This window comes from Micromonospora luteifusca (genome assembly GCF_016907275.1).
GTDB classification, from domain to species: Bacteria; Actinomycetota; Actinomycetes; order Mycobacteriales; family Micromonosporaceae; genus Micromonospora; species Micromonospora luteifusca.
Map to the genome: position 1 here is coordinate 5130380 of NZ_JAFBBP010000001.1, position 19129 is coordinate 5149508.

15 protein-coding genes are annotated in these 19129 nt (G+C 69.5%); 13 read left to right on the forward strand and 2 right to left on the reverse strand.

Annotation, left to right across the window (positions count from 1 at the left end; all coding sequences use genetic code 11):
- Positions 1-293: 293 nt before the first annotated feature.
- Positions 294-947 carry a class I SAM-dependent methyltransferase gene (locus JOD64_RS23515; RefSeq protein WP_307813588.1) on the reverse strand — a complete coding sequence of 218 codons (654 nt, stop codon included), beginning with the start codon at positions 945-947 and terminating at the stop codon, positions 294-296.
- A 128-nt stretch (positions 948-1075) separates the two neighbouring features.
- On the opposite strand from JOD64_RS23515, the gene JOD64_RS23520 reads away from it, so the two are divergent.
- Positions 1076-1831, forward strand: coding sequence for an SDR family oxidoreductase (locus JOD64_RS23520; protein WP_204944189.1), 756 nt, complete (start codon positions 1076-1078; stop codon positions 1829-1831).
- A gap of 9 nt (positions 1832-1840) precedes the next feature.
- On the opposite strand, the gene JOD64_RS23525 is transcribed toward JOD64_RS23520, so the two are convergent.
- A complete protein-coding gene (locus JOD64_RS23525) occupies positions 1841-4075 on the reverse strand; it encodes a hypothetical protein (protein ID WP_204944190.1) in 2235 nt (744 codons plus the stop codon).
- Between the two features lie 309 nt (positions 4076-4384).
- Here JOD64_RS23525 and JOD64_RS23530 point away from each other — a divergent pair, with 309 nt between their 5' ends.
- From JOD64_RS23530 to araA, 12 genes are all read left to right on the forward strand, one after another.
- On the forward strand, positions 4385-5560 hold the full coding sequence (locus tag JOD64_RS23530) for an FUSC family protein (RefSeq protein ID WP_204944191.1): 1176 nt from the start codon (positions 4385-4387) through the stop codon (positions 5558-5560).
- 64 nt (positions 5561-5624) lie between these two features.
- A complete protein-coding gene (locus tag JOD64_RS23535; RefSeq protein ID WP_204944192.1) occupies positions 5625-6155 on the forward strand; it encodes a hypothetical protein in 531 nt (176 codons plus the stop codon).
- Positions 6156-6229: 74 nt separating this feature from the next.
- Positions 6230-7075 (forward strand): DUF4097 family beta strand repeat-containing protein, encoded by an 846-nt coding sequence (locus tag JOD64_RS23540; protein ID WP_204944193.1) that lies wholly within the window; start codon positions 6230-6232, stop codon positions 7073-7075.
- A 33-nt stretch (positions 7076-7108) separates the two neighbouring features.
- Positions 7109-8086, forward strand: a complete 978-nt coding sequence (locus JOD64_RS23545; RefSeq protein ID WP_204944194.1) for an ATP-binding cassette domain-containing protein — start codon at positions 7109-7111, stop codon at positions 8084-8086.
- Positions 8083-8871 carry an ABC transporter permease gene (locus JOD64_RS23550; protein WP_204944195.1) on the forward strand — a complete coding sequence of 263 codons (789 nt, stop codon included), beginning with the start codon at positions 8083-8085 and terminating at the stop codon, positions 8869-8871. The genes JOD64_RS23545 and JOD64_RS23550 overlap by 4 nt, the downstream gene beginning before the upstream one ends.
- Positions 8872-10238: 1367 nt before the next feature.
- Positions 10239-11921 (forward strand): ribulokinase, encoded by a 1683-nt coding sequence (gene araB, locus JOD64_RS23555; RefSeq protein WP_204944196.1) that lies wholly within the window; start codon positions 10239-10241, stop codon positions 11919-11921.
- Positions 11918-12610, forward strand: coding sequence for an L-ribulose-5-phosphate 4-epimerase (locus JOD64_RS23560; protein ID WP_204944197.1), 693 nt, complete (start codon positions 11918-11920; stop codon positions 12608-12610). The genes araB and JOD64_RS23560 overlap by 4 nt, the downstream gene beginning before the upstream one ends.
- A 129-nt stretch (positions 12611-12739) precedes the next feature.
- Positions 12740-13744 carry an ABC transporter substrate-binding protein gene (locus JOD64_RS23565; RefSeq protein WP_239559624.1) on the forward strand — a complete coding sequence of 335 codons (1005 nt, stop codon included), beginning with the start codon at positions 12740-12742 and terminating at the stop codon, positions 13742-13744.
- A 189-nt stretch (positions 13745-13933) separates the two neighbouring features.
- Positions 13934-15475 (forward strand): sugar ABC transporter ATP-binding protein, encoded by a 1542-nt coding sequence (locus tag JOD64_RS23570; RefSeq protein ID WP_204944198.1) that lies wholly within the window; start codon positions 13934-13936, stop codon positions 15473-15475.
- Complete coding sequence (locus JOD64_RS23575) at positions 15472-16542, forward strand: ABC transporter permease (protein WP_204944199.1); 1071 nt, start codon at positions 15472-15474, stop codon at positions 16540-16542. The genes JOD64_RS23570 and JOD64_RS23575 overlap by 4 nt, the downstream gene beginning before the upstream one ends.
- The gene (yjfF, locus tag JOD64_RS23580) at positions 16539-17528 is read left to right on the forward strand and encodes a galactofuranose ABC transporter, permease protein YjfF (RefSeq protein ID WP_204944200.1); all 990 of its coding nucleotides are present in this window, start codon (positions 16539-16541) and stop codon (positions 17526-17528) included. The genes JOD64_RS23575 and yjfF overlap by 4 nt, the downstream gene beginning before the upstream one ends.
- Positions 17529-17554: 26 nt before the next feature.
- The gene (gene araA / locus JOD64_RS23585; protein ID WP_204944201.1) at positions 17555-19057 is read left to right on the forward strand and encodes an L-arabinose isomerase; all 1503 of its coding nucleotides are present in this window, start codon (positions 17555-17557) and stop codon (positions 19055-19057) included.
- Positions 19058-19129 lie beyond the last annotated feature (72 nt).

Consider the following 19129-nt stretch of genomic DNA (forward strand, 5'->3'; position numbering starts at 1 on the left):
TGATTGGGTTTTGCTGTCACAGAAACACCCTCCGTGGGTACTGCTTTGCATGGACGCTGGCGAGCCACGCCCTGCGTGAAGCGGCCTAGATGGGGCAGCGAACTGCGGTGACCACCACATCACGTCACGGGTACGTATGCCCACAAAACGGAATAATGGGGCGACTATTCAACAGCCATTCACGTTCGCGTTTCTCCATGACGCACAGTGATTGACGATCGCCTGGCTCGGAATGCCGACATCGCCACAACAGGAGCCGAACACCATGGCTGTGGGCAGCCCAGCGGCCGTCCTCAGTGCTGGTTCACGGCTCCGGGCTTGATCGCCCGACCGAGGACGCAGGGTGAGGACGGGCTGTTGCTCGGGGCCGGGAAACGGAACCGGCGCAGCTCCTCGACCACGAATCCCGCGGCCTCGATGGCGGCGATGGTGTCGCGGTTGGTGTGGCAGCCGGCGAACAGCGTCGGCCACAGTGTCGCGTCGACCAGTCGTTGGGCTCGGTGCAGCCGGCTGTGCTTCTCGGCGGCGACGTGCTCGAAGAAGCGCAGCTGGCCGCCGGGGCGCAGCACGCGGCTGACCTCGGCGAGCGCGCTCGCCTGATCCGGCACTGTGCACAACACCAACGCGACCACGGCCGCGTCGAACTCGCCGTTTCCGTGGGGCAGCGCCTCGGCCAGGCCGTCGACGACCGTGACCGGCACCCGAGCGGTCGATGCCGCCCGCTGGGCGGCGGCACGCAGACGTCGTTCCGGCTCCACCGCGACGACCTCGGTCACCCCGAGCGGATAGTGGGAGAACATGCGGCCGTTGCCCGCGCCGATCTCGATCACCCGACCGGAAAGGCCGGCAACCAGGTCCCGCCGGAACTCAGCCGTGCCGGCGCGGTCCATGGCGACGCTGAGCCGTTCGTAGACCCGGGCGAACACCGGGTGGGATACCGCGGCCACGTCGACCTCCAGTGGATGGGGTGATCTCCTAGAACTGTTCTCCAGCGATTGTCCTGCATCGGCGCACGGTTTCCGTCTTACTGGTTTGCAGGCGGTTCAACCCAGTGCAGACAGGACGTGGTTCGACCATGAAGATCGTCGTCATCGGTGGCAGCGGCCTCATCGGCTCCAAGCTCGTGAAGAGCCTCGGTGCCCAGGGTCACGAGGTGGTGCCGGCATCGCCGAAGACCGGGGTGAACACACTGACCGGCGAGGGAGTCGCGGAAGCGCTCGCCGTTGCCGACGTCGTCGTCGACGTGTCGAACTCGCCGTCGTTCGAGGACGCCGCCGTACTGGAATTCTTCGAGACGTCCACCCGGAATCTCCTCGCCGCCGCGGCGGACGCCGGGGTGGGCCACTACGTGGTGCTCTCCGTCGTGGGCTCTGACCGACTCCCGGACAGTGGCTACATGCGGGCGAAGGTCGCCCAGGAGAAGCTCGTCGTCGCGTCCGGGATCCCGTACTCGTTGGTGCACGCCACGCAGTTCTTCGAGTTCGTCCAGGGGATCATCGACGCCGCGACGGACGGCGACACCGTGCACCTCGCGCCGGTGCTCATTCAGCCGATGGCGGCGGACGACGTCGCGGCCGAGGTGGCCGAGGTCGCGGTCGGCGCGCCCACCAACGCCCTGGTCGAGGTCGCTGGCCCGGAGCGGTTCCGGCTCGACGAGCTGGGGCGGACGATCCTCGCGGCCCAGCAGGACCCTCGGTCGGTGGTGGCAGACCCCGACGCTCGGTATTTCGGCGCCACGCTGAGCGACCGCTCGCTGGTCCCCGCCGACGGCGCCCGCATGGCCGGTACGAGCCTCGACGACTGGCGTACGCGGGCGACCCGCGGCAAGTGACCCGGCCCGTTACCTGGGTCGCCCGTGTACGGGTGGATCCGTCCGCCCTCCGAGGCGCTGCACCAACTCCCGCACCGCCTCGACGAACGACTCGTCCGACTCGTCCGGCCAGTGCCCGCGGATGGGTGGGGGGATGCTGTCGCTGGCCGGCGTCACCACGCCGCGGGGATCGCGCTGTCGGCGATCCACGGCGAATGCCGGATCGCTGGTCGTCGCCGCAGGGGGTGGCCGGTGGGCGGAGAAGACCCAGCCACCGATGGGGTCGGTGTCGCGCCACAGGTTCACCCAGCGCCAGCCGACCCGGCGGCCGATGTCCCGCAGTGCCGCCTCGTCGATGTAGGCGGGGAAGAGCCTTGCGTAGAGGCGGCGCAGCGGTGACCCGTGGGTGAGCAGGGCGACCCGGCTGCCGACCTCCGGTGGCAACTGGAGCACGGTCGCGGCGAGCAGGACCGAGCCGTGGCTGTGCCCGGTGAGCAGCACCGCGTGGCCGCTCTCCACGAGGTAGGTGATTCGGCGGGTCAGCTCCGGTATGGCGCGTTCGGCGTAGCAGGGCGGTGCGAAGGGATGGGCGGCCCGGGGCCAGAAGGTGCCGAGGTCCCAGAGGACGCCGACGTGCCGCCGGAACGGGACGGTCCGGTAGGCGAAGACGCTGCCGAGAATCAGGCCGAGGATGATCGCCGCGATCAGCCAACTGCCGAACGCGATGCCGAAGGTGACCGCGTCCGCCGGCAACCCGACGTTCCGCTCGACGACGTCGCTCGGGAACCGCCCCAACAGGCCGGCGGTGGTGGTGGCCGTGGTGAGTCCGGCGAGGCAGCCGTAGAGCACGGCCAGCGGTACCAGTTTCTCGGTGAACCGAGCCTGCGCTATCGCATCTCGGACCTGCCGCAGTCGGGATCCCACCTCCGCCGGCCGGTTCGGGTAGTCGTGGGCGACGATTGCCGCCGCGGCGCGACGTCGGCCGCGGCGGGAGATCACGACGACCAGACCGGCGACGATCAGCGTGATCAGGACCGCGCGAAGGAAACCGAAGATCACCCAGGTGTACGCGCGGGGTGGGCCGGTGGCGATGCCCGCACCGGTCGGCACGTCACGATCGAGGAAATCCGCCGCCCGATAGACCAGTTCGGCGGCGTACGCCCCCGCGACGCTGATGCCGGTGGCCGCGATCGCGAGCGCTCCGAGCCCGAACAGTGGGGTGGCACCTCGCCGCCGGTCCCGGCGTCGGAGCAGCACCGCGCCCAGCGCGACCAGCAGGGTGGTCTGTGCGACGAACAGCCCGGCCAGGGTCGTCTCGTAGCCGGGAAGAGTGCGCTGCTCGTCCCACGGCTGGGGACTCACCAGCACGTAAGCCACGACGCCGACGGTCAGGACGATGGCGGCGGTCCGGAGCGCGCTGGTGATCCGGTCGAGCCGCCGATCGGTGGCGGCCCGGTCGATCAGCGGGGGTGTGCAGAGGCAGACCACGCAGGCCGTCAGGACCACCGTGGTGGTCACCGTCAGTGCGACGGTGGCGGCCGTGGCGCCGGTCGCGGCTCGGGCCAGGAGCAGGGTGAGGTCCAGCGTCGCGAACGCGACGGCGACGTGGATGGAGCGCAGCCGCCCGACCAGCGGCTCAGCGTCCCACTGACCGACCGCGCCGAGCCGATGCCCGGAGACCTGTTCGGGCGCGCGAAACGCCTCGAAAGTGCGCCCCGGTCGGTTGCTGACTCGCCAGATCAGGCTGATCGCGATGGCCGGGACCAGCGCGAGCACCCCCAGTCGCAGCCCGACCGGTCGCCCGCTCAACCAGGACAACCAGCTGCGCCCAGCGAGGCACTGCGGCGAGTTCAGACACTTCCAGCCGACGAGATCCAGGGTGACGCCGGCGATGGCGAGCACATAGAGCACGGTGAGAGTGAGCGCCAGCAAGCGGCACACGGACCTGACCAGCGCCTCGGATCCAGGGTTCGCCGGGCGCATCCAGATCGCCACGTTGACCAGCATGAACGGCAACAGGAACACCAGCCCCAGGGCGCGGGTCACGGTCCCGGAGGGCAGGTCACCCCAGCGGTACGCCTCCAGCGTCACCCCAGGCGGGTCGGTGGTGTCCGGATGCCGAGGGCGCTGCCGGTAGAAGCCTCCGCTGCGGTCACCCGCCACCTGCGCGGTCTGCCGCAGGTCCAGCACCTCTTCGGGGTTCGCGCCGGAGACTCCGTGCACCCGCAGCTCCACGACGTCGTCGGAGATGTCCGGCCCGCTCAACCGCGCTGATCCATCCGACGTCCCCCCGGAGGCGTCTCGGCAGCCCCTCGTCACACGATCCATCTGAGGCCGGCCCCGCCGGCACCGTGCCGGGGCACCACCCCGACGGCGGCAGAGCGCGGTCTACCCGAACCGGACGGCCTCAATCGTGGCGGGATCCGACGCGCCACCGCTCACTCGCCGCCCCGGCCGGCGGTCGTCGCCGGTCCGCGTACCTCGGTCTGTGCGGCCGCCGGTCGCCTCGCCCTCGGGTGAAATGCCGATCCGACGGCGGTGGATTGATCCGGTCAGGGCGGGGTAGGTGCCGCCATGGTCGCTGCCGGTCGGCGCGGAGCGGACGGGGGCGCTCCGGCGGTCGTCCGACTCTGGGAACGCGCGGTGGTCACGCTGGGCGACCGGTTTCGTCGAGTACGCGCCATCGGCGGTCTCGCGGTGCAGGCCGGCCTGGCCGCGGCACTGTCCTGGTTCCTTGCGCGCCAACTGCTGAACATCTCGCAGCCGGTCTTCGCACCGATCTCCGCCGTCTCCACTCTCGCCGCGTCCGTTGGCCAACGGCTGCGCCGTACCGTCGAGCTGATCATCGGTGTCACCGTCGGGGTGCTGATCGGCGATCTGCTGCTCGTGGTGATCGGCACCGGGTGGTGGCAACTCGCGCTGATCGTCGTGCTGGCGATCGTGGTCGCCTTGTTCCTCTCGGGCAGTGCGGCGGTGGTGATCCAGGCCGGGGCGACGGCGGTGCTCATCTGCACGCTCAGCCCGTCCATCCGTGATCTGGAGATCCCCCGGTTCGTTGATGCGCTCATCGGGGGAGGGATGGCACTGCTGGTCACCGCCGTGTTGCTGCCGCTGAACCCGCTGCGGGTGCTCAACCGGGCCGCACGGCCGGTGTTGGATCTCCTCGTCACCCAGCTCGACGCCACCGCCGAGGCGCTGGCCGAAGGTGACGCCGCTCGTGCCCGGACCGCCCGCAGTGAGCTGCGGCAGAACAAGAGCCAACTGAAGGCGTTCGTCGAGGCGACCCAGGGGGCCCGAGAAGCCAGCACCCTGTCGCCGGTGCACTGGCGCGAACGGCACGGGCCGGTGGGCCGGTACGCGCGGGCGGCCGAGCCGATCGACCGGGCGATGCGCAACAGCGGAACCCTGATCCGGCGGTCCGTGTCGTTGATCGAGGACGGCGAACCGGTTCCGGAATCGCTGCCGGGAGCGGTGGCCGATCTCGCCGGGGCCGTCCGGTTGCTGAAGCGGCAGTTCGCCGCCGGTGATGAGCCAAACCGGGCGCGGGAGCAGGCGCTGCGGGCGGTCCAGGCGGCCGGTCGTGCCTACCGGGAGGGTGTCGGTTTCTCGGGTGCGGTGGTGGTGGCGCAGGTCCGGACGACAGTCAGTGACCTGCTGGTGGCCAGCGGGCTGACTCAGGAGGAGGCGAATCACCTGGTCCGGGGCATGTTCGGCGACCTGCGAGTGCCGCCCGACCCGCACCGGGACTGATCGTTGGCACCGCGATGAGCCATGACTGTTGCACTCTGAGCCAAAGTGGTGCCATGATGGTGCCATGGAGCTGAGGTCATACGTCGAGAACCTGCGTAACGAGTTCGCCGTGGCCGCGGAGGGCGTCGATCCGGAGGCCCGAATGCTGGCCGAACGGCTCTTCACCCAACTGGAGGCGGCCACCCGTCTCACCCTGCTCGAGGCACTGTCCGACGCGGCCGACGAGATCACCCGTGACCTTGCGCCCGGTTCGGTGCACGTCCGGCTGCGCGGGCGTGAGCCCGACTTCGTGGTGACGCCGGCCAGCCCGCCGACCGATGCGGCGGACGACGAGGTCAACGACCCACCGACGCCGTCGGCCCCATTGCTCGCGCCGCCCGAGGGTGACGACGGTGGCACCTCGCGGATCAACCTCCGGCTTCCCGACCACCTCAAGGCCAGCGTCGAGGAGGCCGCCGGTCGGGCCGGGCTCTCGGTCAACGCCTGGCTGGTGCGAGCTGTCGCCGGCGCCATCGGAGCGGGCGAGACGGAGCGTCGTCCGCCCCGCCGGGTGGAGCCGCGCTCCGGCCAGCACTTCACCGGCTGGGCCCGCTAACTCCCCATACCCCTTCTTTCCCTCACGCCGCTGACAAGCGGCGACATTCGCCGACCACCTTCCGGGAGACCACCATGCCTCTTTTCGACACACCAGAACCGATCACCGTCCAGATCGAGTTGCCCGTCGGGGACGCCTGGATCGCCGCAAGTGACCGCACCGACACGGTGGTGACGGTGCGGCCCCGCGACCCGTCGAGCAAAGCCGACGTGAGCGCCGCGGAACAGACCACCGTCGAGTACACCGCCGGCAGACTGCTGATCAGGGCACCGAAGACCTGGCGGCGTTACGGATTCTTCGGCACCGGCCCGTCGGTCGACGTCCTGGTCGAGGTGCCGACCGGTTCGCGGGTGCACGCCGAGGCCGCGTGGGCGGCGTTCCGCTGCGAGGGCCGGCTCGGCGAGTGCCGCCTCAAGACCGGAGGTGGGATCCGGCTCGAGGAGACCGGGCCGCTGGACATCGACACCAGCCACGGCGATGTCGCCGTCGAACGCGTCGCCGGTTCCGCCCGGGTCAAGTCCTCATCCGGCAAGGTGCGCATCGGTGCGGTCGACGGCACCGCAGAGGTCAAGAACTCCTCCGGCGACTGCTGGATCGGCCAGAGCGGCGGAAACGTCCGGATCAACACCGCCTACGGCGACATCACCGTCGACGCGCCCGCGGCCTCGGTGAACGCGCGCACCGCTTACGGCAACGTGCGGCTGGGCGAGGTCGTACGCGGGTCGATCGAACTGCAGACCTCCTACGGCGCGATCGAGGTCGGCATCCGGCGCGGCACCGCCGCCTGGCTCGACGTCAGTTCCAAGCACGGCCGGGTGCACAACGCGCTCGAGACGACCGACAGCCCGGCGCAGACCGACGAGACGGCCGAGGTGCGGGCACACACCTCCTACGGCGACGTCACCATCCGCCGCGCCTGAACCGGCAGCACACCGACCACGAAGGAGGAGATCATGAACAGCCCCATGAAAGCCGCGATCGTCGCCACTGAGCTGCGGAAGTCCTACGGCGACAAGGTCGTGCTCGACGGCATCGACCTGATGATCACCGAAGGAACGATCTTCGCGCTGCTCGGCCCCAACGGCGCCGGCAAGACCACCACCGTGCAGATCCTCTCCACCCTGATCAACGCCGACGGAGGCACCGCCCGCATCTTCGGCCACGACCTGACCCGAGAACCCAACGCGGTACGCGAACTGATCGGCGTCACCGGCCAGTTCTCCGCCGTCGACAACCTGCTCACCGGCCGGGAAAACCTCAACCTGATGGCCGACCTGTGCCACCTGGACAAGGCCACCGGACGGCGACGGATCACCGACCTGCTCGACCAGTTCGACCTGACGGAGGCGGCGGCCAAGCCGGTGTCGACGTACTCCGGTGGTATGCGCCGCCGACTCGACCTCGCGATGACCCTGGTCGGCGAGCCCCGCGTCATCTTCCTCGACGAGCCGACCACCGGCCTCGACCCGCGCAGCCGCCGCGCCATGTGGCAGATCATCCGCGCTCTCGCCGCCGAGGGCGTCACCATCCTGCTCACCACCCAGTACCTGGAGGAGGCCGACCAGCTCGCCGACCGCGTCGCGTTCCTCGACCACGGCCGACTGATCGCCGAAGGCACTCCACACGAACTCAAGCGCCTGATTCCGGGAGGCCACATCGTGCTGCAGTTCGCCCACCAGGACGGGCTCGACTCGGCGGCCCGTACCTTCGCGTCCTCCACCCGGGACGACGCGGCGCTCACCCTCCAGGTGCCCAGCGACGGCGGAGTCGGGTCGCTGCGCTCCCTGCTCGACCAGCTCGACCGCGCCTCGATCGAGGTGGCCGGTCTCTCCGTGCACACCCCCGATCTCGATGACGTCTTCCTCACCCTCACCGGTCAACCCGACACCCGGGCCGGCCGACCCGACCACGAAAGGGTCCCGGCCCGATGAGCACGCTCTCCCTCGCCGTCCACGACTCGAACACGATGCTGCGGCGCAACCTCCTGCACATGCGGCGCTATCCGTCGATGACGCTCATGCTCGTCGGCATCCCAGTCATCCTCCTGTTGCTCTTCGTCTACGTCTTCGGTGGCACACTCGGCGCCGGCCTCGGGCCCTCCGGTGACCGCGGCGACTACGCCAACTACGTCACCCCCGGCATCCTGCTCATCACGGTGGTCAGCGGGGCGCAGGGCACCGCCATCTCGGTCGCGATGGACATGACCGAAGGCATCATCGCCCGGTTCCGAACCATGGCGATCTTCCGACCGTCGGTCCTCACCGGGCACGTACTGGGCAGCCTGGCCCAGGCCCTGCTCAGCCTCGCGGCCGTCACCGGCGTGGCGCTGCTCGTCGGGTTCCGGCCCACTGCCAACCCGGTTGAGTGGCTCGCCGCGGCCGGCGTCCTCGCCATGATCACCTTTGCGCTCACCTGGCTGTCGGTGGCCCTCGGCCTGGTCAGCGACAGTGTCGAGACGGCCAGCAACCTCCCCATGCCGCTGATCCTCCTGCCGTTCCTCGGCAGCGGCTTCGTCCCCACCGACTCCATGCCGACGCCGGTGCGCCTCTTCGCCGACTACCAGCCCTTCACACCGGTCATGGAAACCCTCCGCGGCCTGCTGCTCGGCAGCGGGATCGGTGCCAACGGGATCATCGCGGTCGCCTGGTGCGTCGTCATCACCGTGGTCTGCTTCCTCTGGTCCAAAGCCCTGTACAACCGCAACCGGGCCGCCTGACCCGACCGCCGCTCCACGTCCCACCAGCGCACCGCACCGACGGCCCGGCCCCAGCGGAGCTGGGCCGATCGGTCATGTGCGCTGGTGGCGTGCCGGCCAACGGTGAAGTCGAGCAGCCCTCCGGAGGTTCCGGTTCCGGTTCCGCCCCGCCCCGGGCTGGCCCCGCCCCGGGCTGGCCCCGCCCCGGGCTGGCCCCGCCCCGGGCTGGCCCCGCCCCGGGCTGGCCCCGCCCCGGGCTGGCCCCGCCCCGGGCTGGCCCCGCCCCGGGCTGGTCTTGCCCGGGGCTGGTCTTGCCTTGGCCCCGGTCTGGCCTCGCCCCGGGCTGGTTTGGCCTCGCCCGGTCTGGCCTCGCCCCGCCCCGGTCTGGCCCCGCTCCGGGTTGGTTCGGCCCCGCCTCGGGTTGGTCTGGCCTCGCCCCGGCCCGGTTTGGCCCCGGCCCGGTTTGGCCCCGGCCCGGTTCGGCCTGGCGTGGTTTGGTCTGGTGCGGCTCGGCCTGGCCCGGTCTGGCGGTGGCCTGGCCCGGGTCTCACGGTGGGCTGGCTTGGCGGCTCCAACGGGCACGGTCCGGCGCATGATCGACTCCATGTCGCCGATGTTGCGGTGTTTGGCGGCTCGGATACCGCAACGTCGCCGACATGGAGTCGATCACGACCGCCGAATTGGCTTCGGGCGCCAGGCCGCGAGGCCGCAGGGCGCATGGCACGGGCGCGCCGCCGCACAGCCGGGGGGCGCAGGGCCCGGGCGTGGGCTGTACGACGGGCCGCCCGCCGCGTGGGCCTGGCCCGCCGCGTGGGCCTGGCCGCTGCGTGGGCCTGGCCGCTGCGTGGGCCGTACGACGCGCGGGCGTAGGGCCGAGCGGGGCCGACGACGCCTGCGGGGCGGCTGGGCTTGCGTGCCGGCTGAGGGGCACTCGAAACGTCGAATGTTATCGATAACAAGGCTCTTTGCGTGGCTGCGTTGCGCGCGCGCCGGTGTCCGAAGCGCTCAGCTATGAGCCCGATCGTGGCTGCGGGCCGTTTTGCCGACTTGACCATGAGGGCTTGGCCAACTTGTTGATGTTATCGCTGACATCATCGCCGGTTGCCGATTGGTCGGGACCGGACGGTCGTCTCGAAGTCGTCCGAGATGCCGCGCCTGTCGCCTGGCCTGGCGACGGGTCTGCGGTCGGCCGGGCGGGCCTTGCGTTGCGCCCTTCCGCCACCACGTTCACCCGTTGGCACCGGAATTATGCCTTTTGTGCGGGTCCGGTATCGACGCGCCCGAGTCGGTCCGGCTTCCGCGTTCCGTTACGGAGCTGTTGCGCCTGGATGTCTTGACGAGGCTGGATGTGAGCGTTAACACTATCCCCGTTAACGGTGGAGGTGAACATGAACGGTGTGGACGGAGCTGACGACCGCTATGTCGTCGGTGTCGATTTCGGCACCCTGTCCGGGCGAGCTCTCGTGGTCCGAGTCGGTGATGGTGCCGAGTTGGGGACCGCGGTGCACGAGTACGGCGACGGCGTCATCAGTTCGGCGCTTCCGGGGGGCCAGGCGCTGCCTCCGGACTGGGCTTTGCAGAATCCGGACGACTACCGCGACGTGCTGCGGTACGCCGTCCCGGCGGCGATGTCCGCTGCGGGGGTGGATCCCGCTGCGGTGGTCGGCATTGGCATCGACTTCACCGCCTGCACGGTGCTGCCGACGGACGCCGACGGCACTCCGCTCTGCGAGGATCCCGAGCTGCGCGACCGGCCGCACGCCTGGGTCAAGCTGTGGAAGCACCACGCCGCGCAGCCGCACGCCGACCGGATCAACGCGCTCGCCCACGAGCGGGCAGAGCCGTGGATCGGCCGGTACGGCGGCAAGATCTCCGCCGAGTGGCAGTTCGCCAAGGGACTTCAGGTGCTGGAGGAGGACCCCGAGGTCTACCACCGGGCCGAGCGCTTCATCGAGGCGGCCGACTGGATCGTCTGGCAGCTCAGCGGCACCGAGACCCGCAACGTGTGCACGGCCGGGTACAAGGGCATCCTGCAGGACGGCCAGTACCCCAGCGAGGCTTTCCTGACCGCGCTCAACCCCGGCTTCGGCGACTTCGTGGCGAAGCTGGATGGTCCGTTGCTGCCGCTCGGCGCCCGGGCCGGCACGCTCACCGCGCAGGCCGCCGCCTGGACCGGCCTCCCGGAGGGGATCGCGGTGGCCGCCGGCAACGTCGACGCACACGTCACCGCGGCGGCCGCGCAGGCCGTGGAGCCCGGCCGGCTCGTCGCGATCATGGGCACCTCGACCTGCCACGTCGTCAACGGCGCGGAGGTCGCCGAGGTGGCCGGCATGTGCGGTGTCGTGGACGGCGGCATCAGCCCCGGTGCGTGGGGTTACGAGGCTGGGCAGAGTGGTGTCGGCGACATCTTCGGCTGGTTCGTCAAGCACGCCGCCCCGGCTGGCATCGACTCGCACGAACAGCTCACCGAGTTGGCCGCGAGCCAACCGGTCGGCGCGCACGGACTGGTCGCGTTGGACTGGTGGAGCGGCAACCGCTCGCTGCTGGTCAACCACGATCTCAGCGGGATGATCGTCGGAATGACCCTGGCTACCCGGCCGCAGGACATCTACCGGGCGCTGCTGGAGTCCACCGCCTTCGGCACGCGGATGATCATCGAGGCGTTCGTCGAGGCCGGAGTCGCCGTGAACGACCTGGTGATCGCCGGTGGCCTCACCAACAACAAGCTGCTGATGCAGATCTACGCCGACGTGACCAGGCGGCCGCTGAACATCATCGCCTCCTCGCAGGGGCCGGCGCTGGGGTCGGCGATCCACGCCGCCGTCGCCGCCGGTGAGTTCCCCTCGATCCACGAGGCCTCGCAGGCGATGGGTCGGGTGCACGAGGCCGTCTACCGGCCGGATCCCGAGCGGGCGCGCGCCTACGACGCCCTGTACGCCGAGTACCAGGCGCTGCACGACCACTTCGGTCGCGGTGGCAACGACGTCATGCTCCGCCTGCGGGCGATCCGGAACGCGGCCGTCGAGACCGCCGCTGCCCCGCCCGAGCTCGCGCTCGAGGTGGTCGCATGAACGCTGAGGTCACCCGACAGGTCGGCGAGCTGCGGGAGACGGTCGCCCGCCTGCACGCCGAACTCACCCGGTACGGCCTGGTCGCCTGGACGGCGGGCAACGTCTCGGCGCGGGTTCCCGGCCAGAACCTCATGGTGATCAAGCCGAGCGGCGTGGGCTACGACGATCTCTCGGCCGACACGATGGTGGTGTGCGACCTCGACGGGGCCCTGGTCGAGGGGGATTTCGCACCGTCCAGCGACACCGCCGCCCACGCCTACGTCTACCGGGCCATGCCCGAGGTCGGTGGGGTCGTGCACACACACAGCTCGTACGCCACCGCCTGGGCCGCGCGTGCGGAGGCGATCCCCTGCCACCTCACGGCGCAGGCCGACGAGTTCGGCGGTGAGATTCCGGTGGGTCCGTTCGCCCTGATCGGCGGCGACGACATCGGCAAGGGCATCGTCGGCACGCTCGCCGGGCACCGCTCACCCGCGGTGCTGATGCGTAATCACGGCGTCTTCACCATCGGCCGTGACGCCCGCGCGGCGGTCAAGGCCGCGGTGATGTGTGAGGACGTTGCGCGTACGGCGCACCTGGCCCGCGCACTCGGGCAGCCGGTGCCGATCGCGCAGGACGACATCGACGCGCTCTACGACCGCTACCAGAACGTCTACGGCCAACAACCAGTCCCGCCGACGGGTTCCTGACCCTCCACCGGCCATGTCCGACCCGTCGGTCTGCACCACCGAAGTAGCAGCACGCACCACCCGCGTACGCCGCTCCTTGCACATCGGCGGTTGGCGCGGTTACCCACCACACCGAGCCAAGGAGATTCGATGAGAAAGATGCGAATGCACTCCGCTCCGTGGCGCGCTGCCACGGTCCTCGCCAGTGTGCTGCTCGTCGGCAGCATGGCGGCCTGCGGCAACAGCGACACCGGCGGCGGCGGCACCAAGGACGACGGCAAGATCACGATGGGCTTCTCGCAGGTCGGCGCGGAGAGCGGCTGGCGTACCGCGAACACCATCTCGATCAAGGAGGCCGCCACGGCAGCCGGAATCGAGCTGAAGTTCGACGACGCTCAGCAGAAGCAGGAAAACCAGATCAAGGCGATCCGCAACTACATCCAGCAGAAGGTCGACGTGATCGCCTTCTCGCCGGTGGTGGAGTCCGGGTGGGACACCGTGCTCAAGGAGGCCAAGGACGCCGGCATCCCGGTCATCCTGACCGACCGCTCGGTCGACTCGGCCGACAAGACGCTGTACAAGACCTTCCTCGGCTCGGACTTCGTCAAGGAGGGCAAGCTCGCCGGTGAGTGGCTGGTCGAGCAGAAGAAGACCGCCACGGGCCCGGTGAACATCGTCGAGCTGCAGGGCAGCACCGGCGCGGCGCCGGCGAACGACCGTAAGAAGGGCTTCGGTGAGGCGATCGCCGCCAACCCGAACCTGAAGGTCATCGCCTCCCAGACGGGCGACTTCACCCGGGCCGGCGGTAAGCAGGTCATGGAGCAGTTCCTCAAGGCCAACAAGCAGATCGACGTGCTGTTCGCGCACAACGACGACATGGGCCTGGGTGCTCTCGAGGCGATCACCGCCGCTGGCAAGGTGCCGGGCAAGGACATCACCATCATCACGATCGACGCTGTCAAGGACGGCATGCAGGCTCTCGCCGACGGGAAGTTCAACTTCATCGCGGAGTGCAGCCCGCTGCTCGGCCCACAGCTGATGGACCTGGCCAAGAAGGTCAAGGACGGCCAGGAGGTGCCTGCTCGGATCGAGACCGAGGAGACCACCTTCACCCAGGCGCAGGCCAAGGAAGCTCTGCCCAACCGCAAGTACTGATCGACGCCGGGGGTCGCCGCGTTCGCGTGGCGGCCCCACTGCGTCGCGCCAACGCCCACAATGGACCGGGCATGGCCCGCGACGACCCCGTACGACGCCCGCCGGAGCGGCCCCGCAGGGACGACCGGGCGGGCGCTGCGGGAGCGTAGCGGCCCTTCCGTGTCGACAACCCAGAAGAGGTCTGATGGGATGACGGATAGCCGTCCGGTCCTGACGATGACCGGGATCAGCAAGTCCTTCCCCGGGGTGCGCGCACTCCACAACGTCAACTTTCAGCTCTTTCCCGGCGAGGTGCACGCCCTGATGGGCGAGAACGGCGCCGGCAAGTCGACCCTCATCAAGGTGCTGACCGGTGTCTACGACACCGACGAGGGCGTGATCACCCTCGACGGCGAGCCGGTGTCGTTCACCGGGCCGATGCAGGCGACCGCCGCCGGGGTGAGCACCGTCTACCAAGAGGTCAACCTCTGCACCAACCTCTCGGTGGCGGAGAACATCTTCATCGGCCGTGAGCCCAGGTTGCTCGGTGCCGTCCGCTGGGGTGAGGTTCGCCGCCGCGCCCGTACGCTGCTGTCCCGCCTCGAGCTCGACCTCGACGTCAGCGCGCCGCTCGGCTCGTACTCGCTGGCGATCCAGCAGATGGTCGCCATCGCCCGCGCCATCGACATCAAGGCCCGGGTGCTGATCCTGGACGAGCCGACGTCGAGTCTCGACGCCAGCGAGGTGGCGCAGCTGTTCCGCATCATGCGGCAACTGCGCGACGAGGGCATCGCCATCCTGTTCGTGACCCACTTCCTCGATCAGGTCTACGAGATCGCCGACCGGATCACCGTGCTGCGCAACGGCGGGCTCGTCGGCGAGTACCAGACCGCCGAGCTGCCCCAGCTCTCCCTGGTCGAGAAGATGATCGGCAAGGAGCTCGACGTCCTGGAGGGCATCGAGGAGCACTCCCGTCGGGACCTGGCCGTGCTGGAGGAGGGCACCCCCCTGGTGGCGGTGTCGAACTTCGGTCGGTCGGGCGCGGTCGAGCCGTTCAGCCTCACCATCCACGCCGGCGAGGTGGTGGGCCTGGCCGGCCTGCTGGGCTCTGGGCGTACGGAGGTTGCGCGGTTGTTGTTCGGGGCCGACCGGACCGACGGCGGCCAGGTCGCGGTCGACGGCACGGCCAGCAGCCTGCGCACCCCCGCGCAGGCCATCGACCACGGCGTCGGCTTCTGTTCGGAGAATCGCCGCGCGGAGGGCATCGTCGCCGACCTGTCGGTCCGCGAGAACATGATCCTCGCCATGCAGGCCGCCCGTGGCTGGCTGCGGCCCATTCCGCGTCGTCGCCAGGACGAGTTGGTCGACAAGTACATCAAGGCACTCAACATTCGGCCCGCGGACCCAGAGGTGCCGGTACGCAACCTCTCCGGCGGCAACCAGCAGAAGGTGCTCCTGGCCCGGTGGCTGATCACCGAGCCACGACTGTTGATCCTCGACGAGCCGACCCGGGGCATCGACATCGGTGCGAAGACCGAGATCCAGAAGCTCGTGACGCAGTTGTCCGACGGCGGCATGGCGGTGCTGTTCATCTCCGCCGAGTTGGAGGAGGTGCTGCGCCTCAGCCACAAGGTGGCCGTGATGCGGGACCGGCAGATGGTCGCGCAGCTCGCCAACGACGACACCCTCGACGCCGATCGCATCATGCAGACCATCGCCAGCGGATCTCACCGGGAGGAGGCAGACCGATGAACGACACCATGGGCCGCTACCGGACGGTGATCGGTCACCGGCTGTTCTGGCCCGCCGCCGTGCTGATCGTCATGCTCGCCGCGAACACGATCTACCGGCCCGGGTTCCTGTCGATCGAGGTCAAGGACGGGCACCTGTACGGCACGCCGATCGACATCCTGCGGCTGAGCGCACCGTTGATCCTCGTCGCACTGGGCATGACGCTGGTCATCTCGACCGGCGGCATCGACCTGTCGGTCGGCTCGCTGTGCGCGATCAGCGGCGCGATCGCCTGCATGTACATCAGCAAGCAGCCCGACCAGAACAGCCTCGGCGTGGTGCTGACCGCCCTCGCGATGGCGTTGGGCGTCTCGCTCGTGCTCGGCGCCTGGAACGGCGTGCTGGTGGCCGTGATCGGCATTCAACCGATCATCGCGACCCTGATCCTGATGGTGGCTGGCCGGGGCCTGGCCCAGCTGATCACCGAGGGTCAGATCATCACCATCAACTCCGAGCCGTACCGGGCGATCGGCCTGGGACACATGCTGACCCTTCCGCTGGCCATCTTCATCGCCCTCGCCGCTGCCCTGCTCGTCGCCGCATTCACCCGCCGCAGCGCGCTCGGCATGATCATCGAGTCGGTCGGCGGTAACGCCGAGGCGAGCCGCCTGGCGGGCATTCGCTCCGGCCGGATCGTGTTCCTCGTGTACGTGCTCAGTGCCGGCTGCGCCGCGATCGCCGGTTTCATGATGACGGCCAACGTCTCCAGCGCCGACGGTAACGCCGCCGGCCTCTGGGTGGAGTTGGACGCGATTCTCGCGGTCGTCATCGGCGGCACGTCCCTCGCGGGCGGCCGGTTCTTCCTCAGTGGCACGATCATCGGTGCGCTGATCATTCAAACCCTGACGACCTCGGTGTACGCCATGGACATCTCGCCGCAGACCTCGCTGCTGTTCAAAGCGGTCGTCGTCATCGCCGTCTGCCTCATCCAGGCACCGGCCTTCCGGGCCCGGTTCAGCCGACGTAGGCGCAACGTCCCGCCGCCCGCCACCACCGCCGACAAGCCGAAGGAGCAGGTGCCGGCATGACCACTGGTTCGCTTACCGCCGGTCGTACCCGGTTCCGGCTGCCGAGGAAGCAGATACCGGTCCTGGCGACGCTCGCCCTGCTGCTGGTGATGTACGGCATCGGTGTCTCGCAGTACACGGCGTTCTCCAACGTCCAGGTCATCTTCAACGTCTTCATCGACAACGGCTTCCTGCTCGTCGTCGCGGTGGGCATGACCTTCGTGATCCTCACCGGCGGCATCGACCTGTCGGTCGGGTCGGTGGTCGCCATGACGGCGATGGTGTCGGCCGCGCTGCTGCGCGATGGCATGCCGCCGGCGCTGGTGCTCGTCATCGCCCTGCTCATCGGCCCGACGCTCGGCCTGTTGATGGGCTGCGTCATCCACTTCTTCGAGATCCAGCCGTTCATCGTCACGCTCGCCGGGATGTTCTTCGCCCGGGGCATGTGCACGTTCATCTCTGGAGCGTCCATCCCGATCACCGACGGGTTCTGGACCAGGATGTCGCAGGAGCGGATCGGTGACCCGCAGGGCAACTTCGTGTCGATCAGCGTGCTCATCGCTTTCGTCGTGGTCGCCATCGCGGCGTACGCTCTGGCCTACACCCGCCTGGGCCGCAACGTGTACGCCATCGGCGGCAACCCCCAGTCGGCCCTGCTGATGGGTCTGCCGGTGGGGCGGACCCGGATCGCCGTCTACACGATCAGCGGCCTGTGCTCGGCCATCGGCGGCATCCTGCTGTCGTTCTACACCCTGTCCGGCGCGCCGCTGATCGCCGTGGGCATGGAATTGGACGTCATCGCCGCCGTCGTCATCGGTGGCACCGTGCTCACCGGCGGCGCGGGTTACATCTTCGGCACTGTGCTCGGCGTGCTCGTCCTGGGCGTGATCCAGACCCTCATCACCTTCGATGGGAGCCTCAACTCCTGGTGGACCAAGATCGTGATCGGCAGCCTGCTGTTCGCGTTCATCCTCCTCCAACGTCTCATCGGAATCCGTTACAAGTGACCGCCCCTCTCGCGGAAGGCAATCCCATGGCACCACACACCGAACCCGAGATCTGGTTTCTCACCGGCAGCCAAGGCATGTACGGCGAGGAGACGCTCCGGCAGGTCGCCGAGCAGTCTCGTCAGATCGCGGCCGCGCTCGACGACTCACCGCAGATTCCCGCCCGAGTGGTCTGGAAGCCCGTCCTGACCAACAGTGGTGAGATCCTGCAGGTCTGCCGGGACGCCGCCGCCCAGGGCGCCATCGGGGTGATCGCGTGGATGCACACCTTCTCTCCGGCGAAGATGTGGATCTCTGGCCTGGACGCGCTGCAGACGCCGCTGCTGCACCTGCACACCCAGGCCAACGTTCTGCTTCCGTGGAACGACATCGACATGGACTTCATGAACCTGAACCAGGCGGCGCACGGCGACCGCGAGTTCGGGTACATCCAGACTCGTCTCGGTGTGGCCCGCAAGACGGTGGCCGGGCACGTCAGTGACCCGCGGGTGACCTCGCGGGTCGGGGCGTGGGCGCGCGCGGCGCTCGGCTGGTCGGCGATGCGGTCGCTGCGCCTGGCCCGCTTCGGCGACAACATGCGCGACGTCGCGGTGACCGAGGGCGACAAGGTCGAGGCGGAGCTGCGGTTCGGGGTGTCGGTCAACACCTACGGCGTCAACGACCTGGTCAAGGTGGTCGGCGAGGTCACCGACGCGCAGGTGGACGACCTGGTCAAGGAGTACGAGGACACCTACCGCATCGGCGGCGAACTGCTCCCCGGAGGCGATCGGCACGACTCGTTGCGGTACGCCGCGCGGCTGGAACTCGGCATGCGTACGTTCCTGGACGCTGGCGGTTTCCGGGCCTTCACGACGAACTTCGAGGACCTCGGGGGCCTTCGCCAGCTGCCGGGCATCGCCGTGCAGCGGCTGATGGCGGACGGCTACGGCTTCGGTGGCGAGGGCGACTGGAAGACCTCCGTCCTGGTCCACACCCTCAAGGCGATGTCGGTGGGCGTGGACGGCGGCACGTCGTTCATGGAGGACTACACCTACGACCTCACTCCGGGTGAGGAGTTGGTGCTCGGCGCCCACATGCTCGAGGTCTGTCCGACCATCGCGTCCGACGTACCCAACGTGGAGATCCACCCGCTGAGCATCGGAGGGCGGGAGGACCCGGTCCGTCTCGTGTTCGACGCGGCCCCCGGCCCGGCGGTGGTGCTCGGACTGGCCGACATGGGGGAGCGCTTCCGTCTCGTGGCCAACGAGATCGACGTGGTGTCTCCGCCGCAGCCGCTGCGCCGGCTGCCGGTCGCGCGAGCCGTCTGGCGTCCGCGACCCGACCTGCCGGTGTCGGCCGAGGCGTGGATCACCGCCGGCGCGCCGCACCACACCGTGCTGTCGCAGGCGGTCGGGGTGGAGGAGCTGCACGACCTGGCGGAGATGAGCCGCACCGAACTCGTCGTCATCGGCGCCGACACGGAGCCTCGCCGCTTCGCCGACGAGATCCGCTGGAACCAGGCCTACTACCGGTTGGCCCGCGGCTTCTGATCTGCGCTGCCGCAGCGTACTGGAAACGGGTGGTCCATCCCTGCCTGCGGGCCGGGGGTGGGCCACCCGTTC

Coding starts and splice junctions, on each gene's coding strand:
- araA (WP_204944201.1), top strand. CDS start 17,555: ATGGCACCACACACCGAACCCGAGATCTGGTTTCTCACCGGCAGCCAA.
- araB (WP_204944196.1), top strand. CDS start 10,239: ATGAACGGTGTGGACGGAGCTGACGACCGCTATGTCGTCGGTGTCGAT.
- JOD64_RS23545 (WP_204944194.1), top strand. CDS start 7,109: ATGAACAGCCCCATGAAAGCCGCGATCGTCGCCACTGAGCTGCGGAAG.
- JOD64_RS23550 (WP_204944195.1), top strand. CDS start 8,083: ATGAGCACGCTCTCCCTCGCCGTCCACGACTCGAACACGATGCTGCGG.
- JOD64_RS23565 (WP_239559624.1), top strand. CDS start 12,740: ATGAGAAAGATGCGAATGCACTCCGCTCCGTGGCGCGCTGCCACGGTC.
- JOD64_RS23540 (WP_204944193.1), top strand. CDS start 6,230: ATGCCTCTTTTCGACACACCAGAACCGATCACCGTCCAGATCGAGTTG.
- JOD64_RS23560 (WP_204944197.1), top strand. CDS start 11,918: ATGAACGCTGAGGTCACCCGACAGGTCGGCGAGCTGCGGGAGACGGTC.
- JOD64_RS23530 (WP_204944191.1), top strand. CDS start 4,385: ATGGTCGCTGCCGGTCGGCGCGGAGCGGACGGGGGCGCTCCGGCGGTC.
- JOD64_RS23520 (WP_204944189.1), top strand. CDS start 1,076: ATGAAGATCGTCGTCATCGGTGGCAGCGGCCTCATCGGCTCCAAGCTC.
- yjfF (WP_204944200.1), top strand. CDS start 16,539: ATGACCACTGGTTCGCTTACCGCCGGTCGTACCCGGTTCCGGCTGCCG.
- JOD64_RS23570 (WP_204944198.1), top strand. CDS start 13,934: ATGACGGATAGCCGTCCGGTCCTGACGATGACCGGGATCAGCAAGTCC.
- JOD64_RS23535 (WP_204944192.1), top strand. CDS start 5,625: ATGGAGCTGAGGTCATACGTCGAGAACCTGCGTAACGAGTTCGCCGTG.
- JOD64_RS23575 (WP_204944199.1), top strand. CDS start 15,472: ATGAACGACACCATGGGCCGCTACCGGACGGTGATCGGTCACCGGCTG.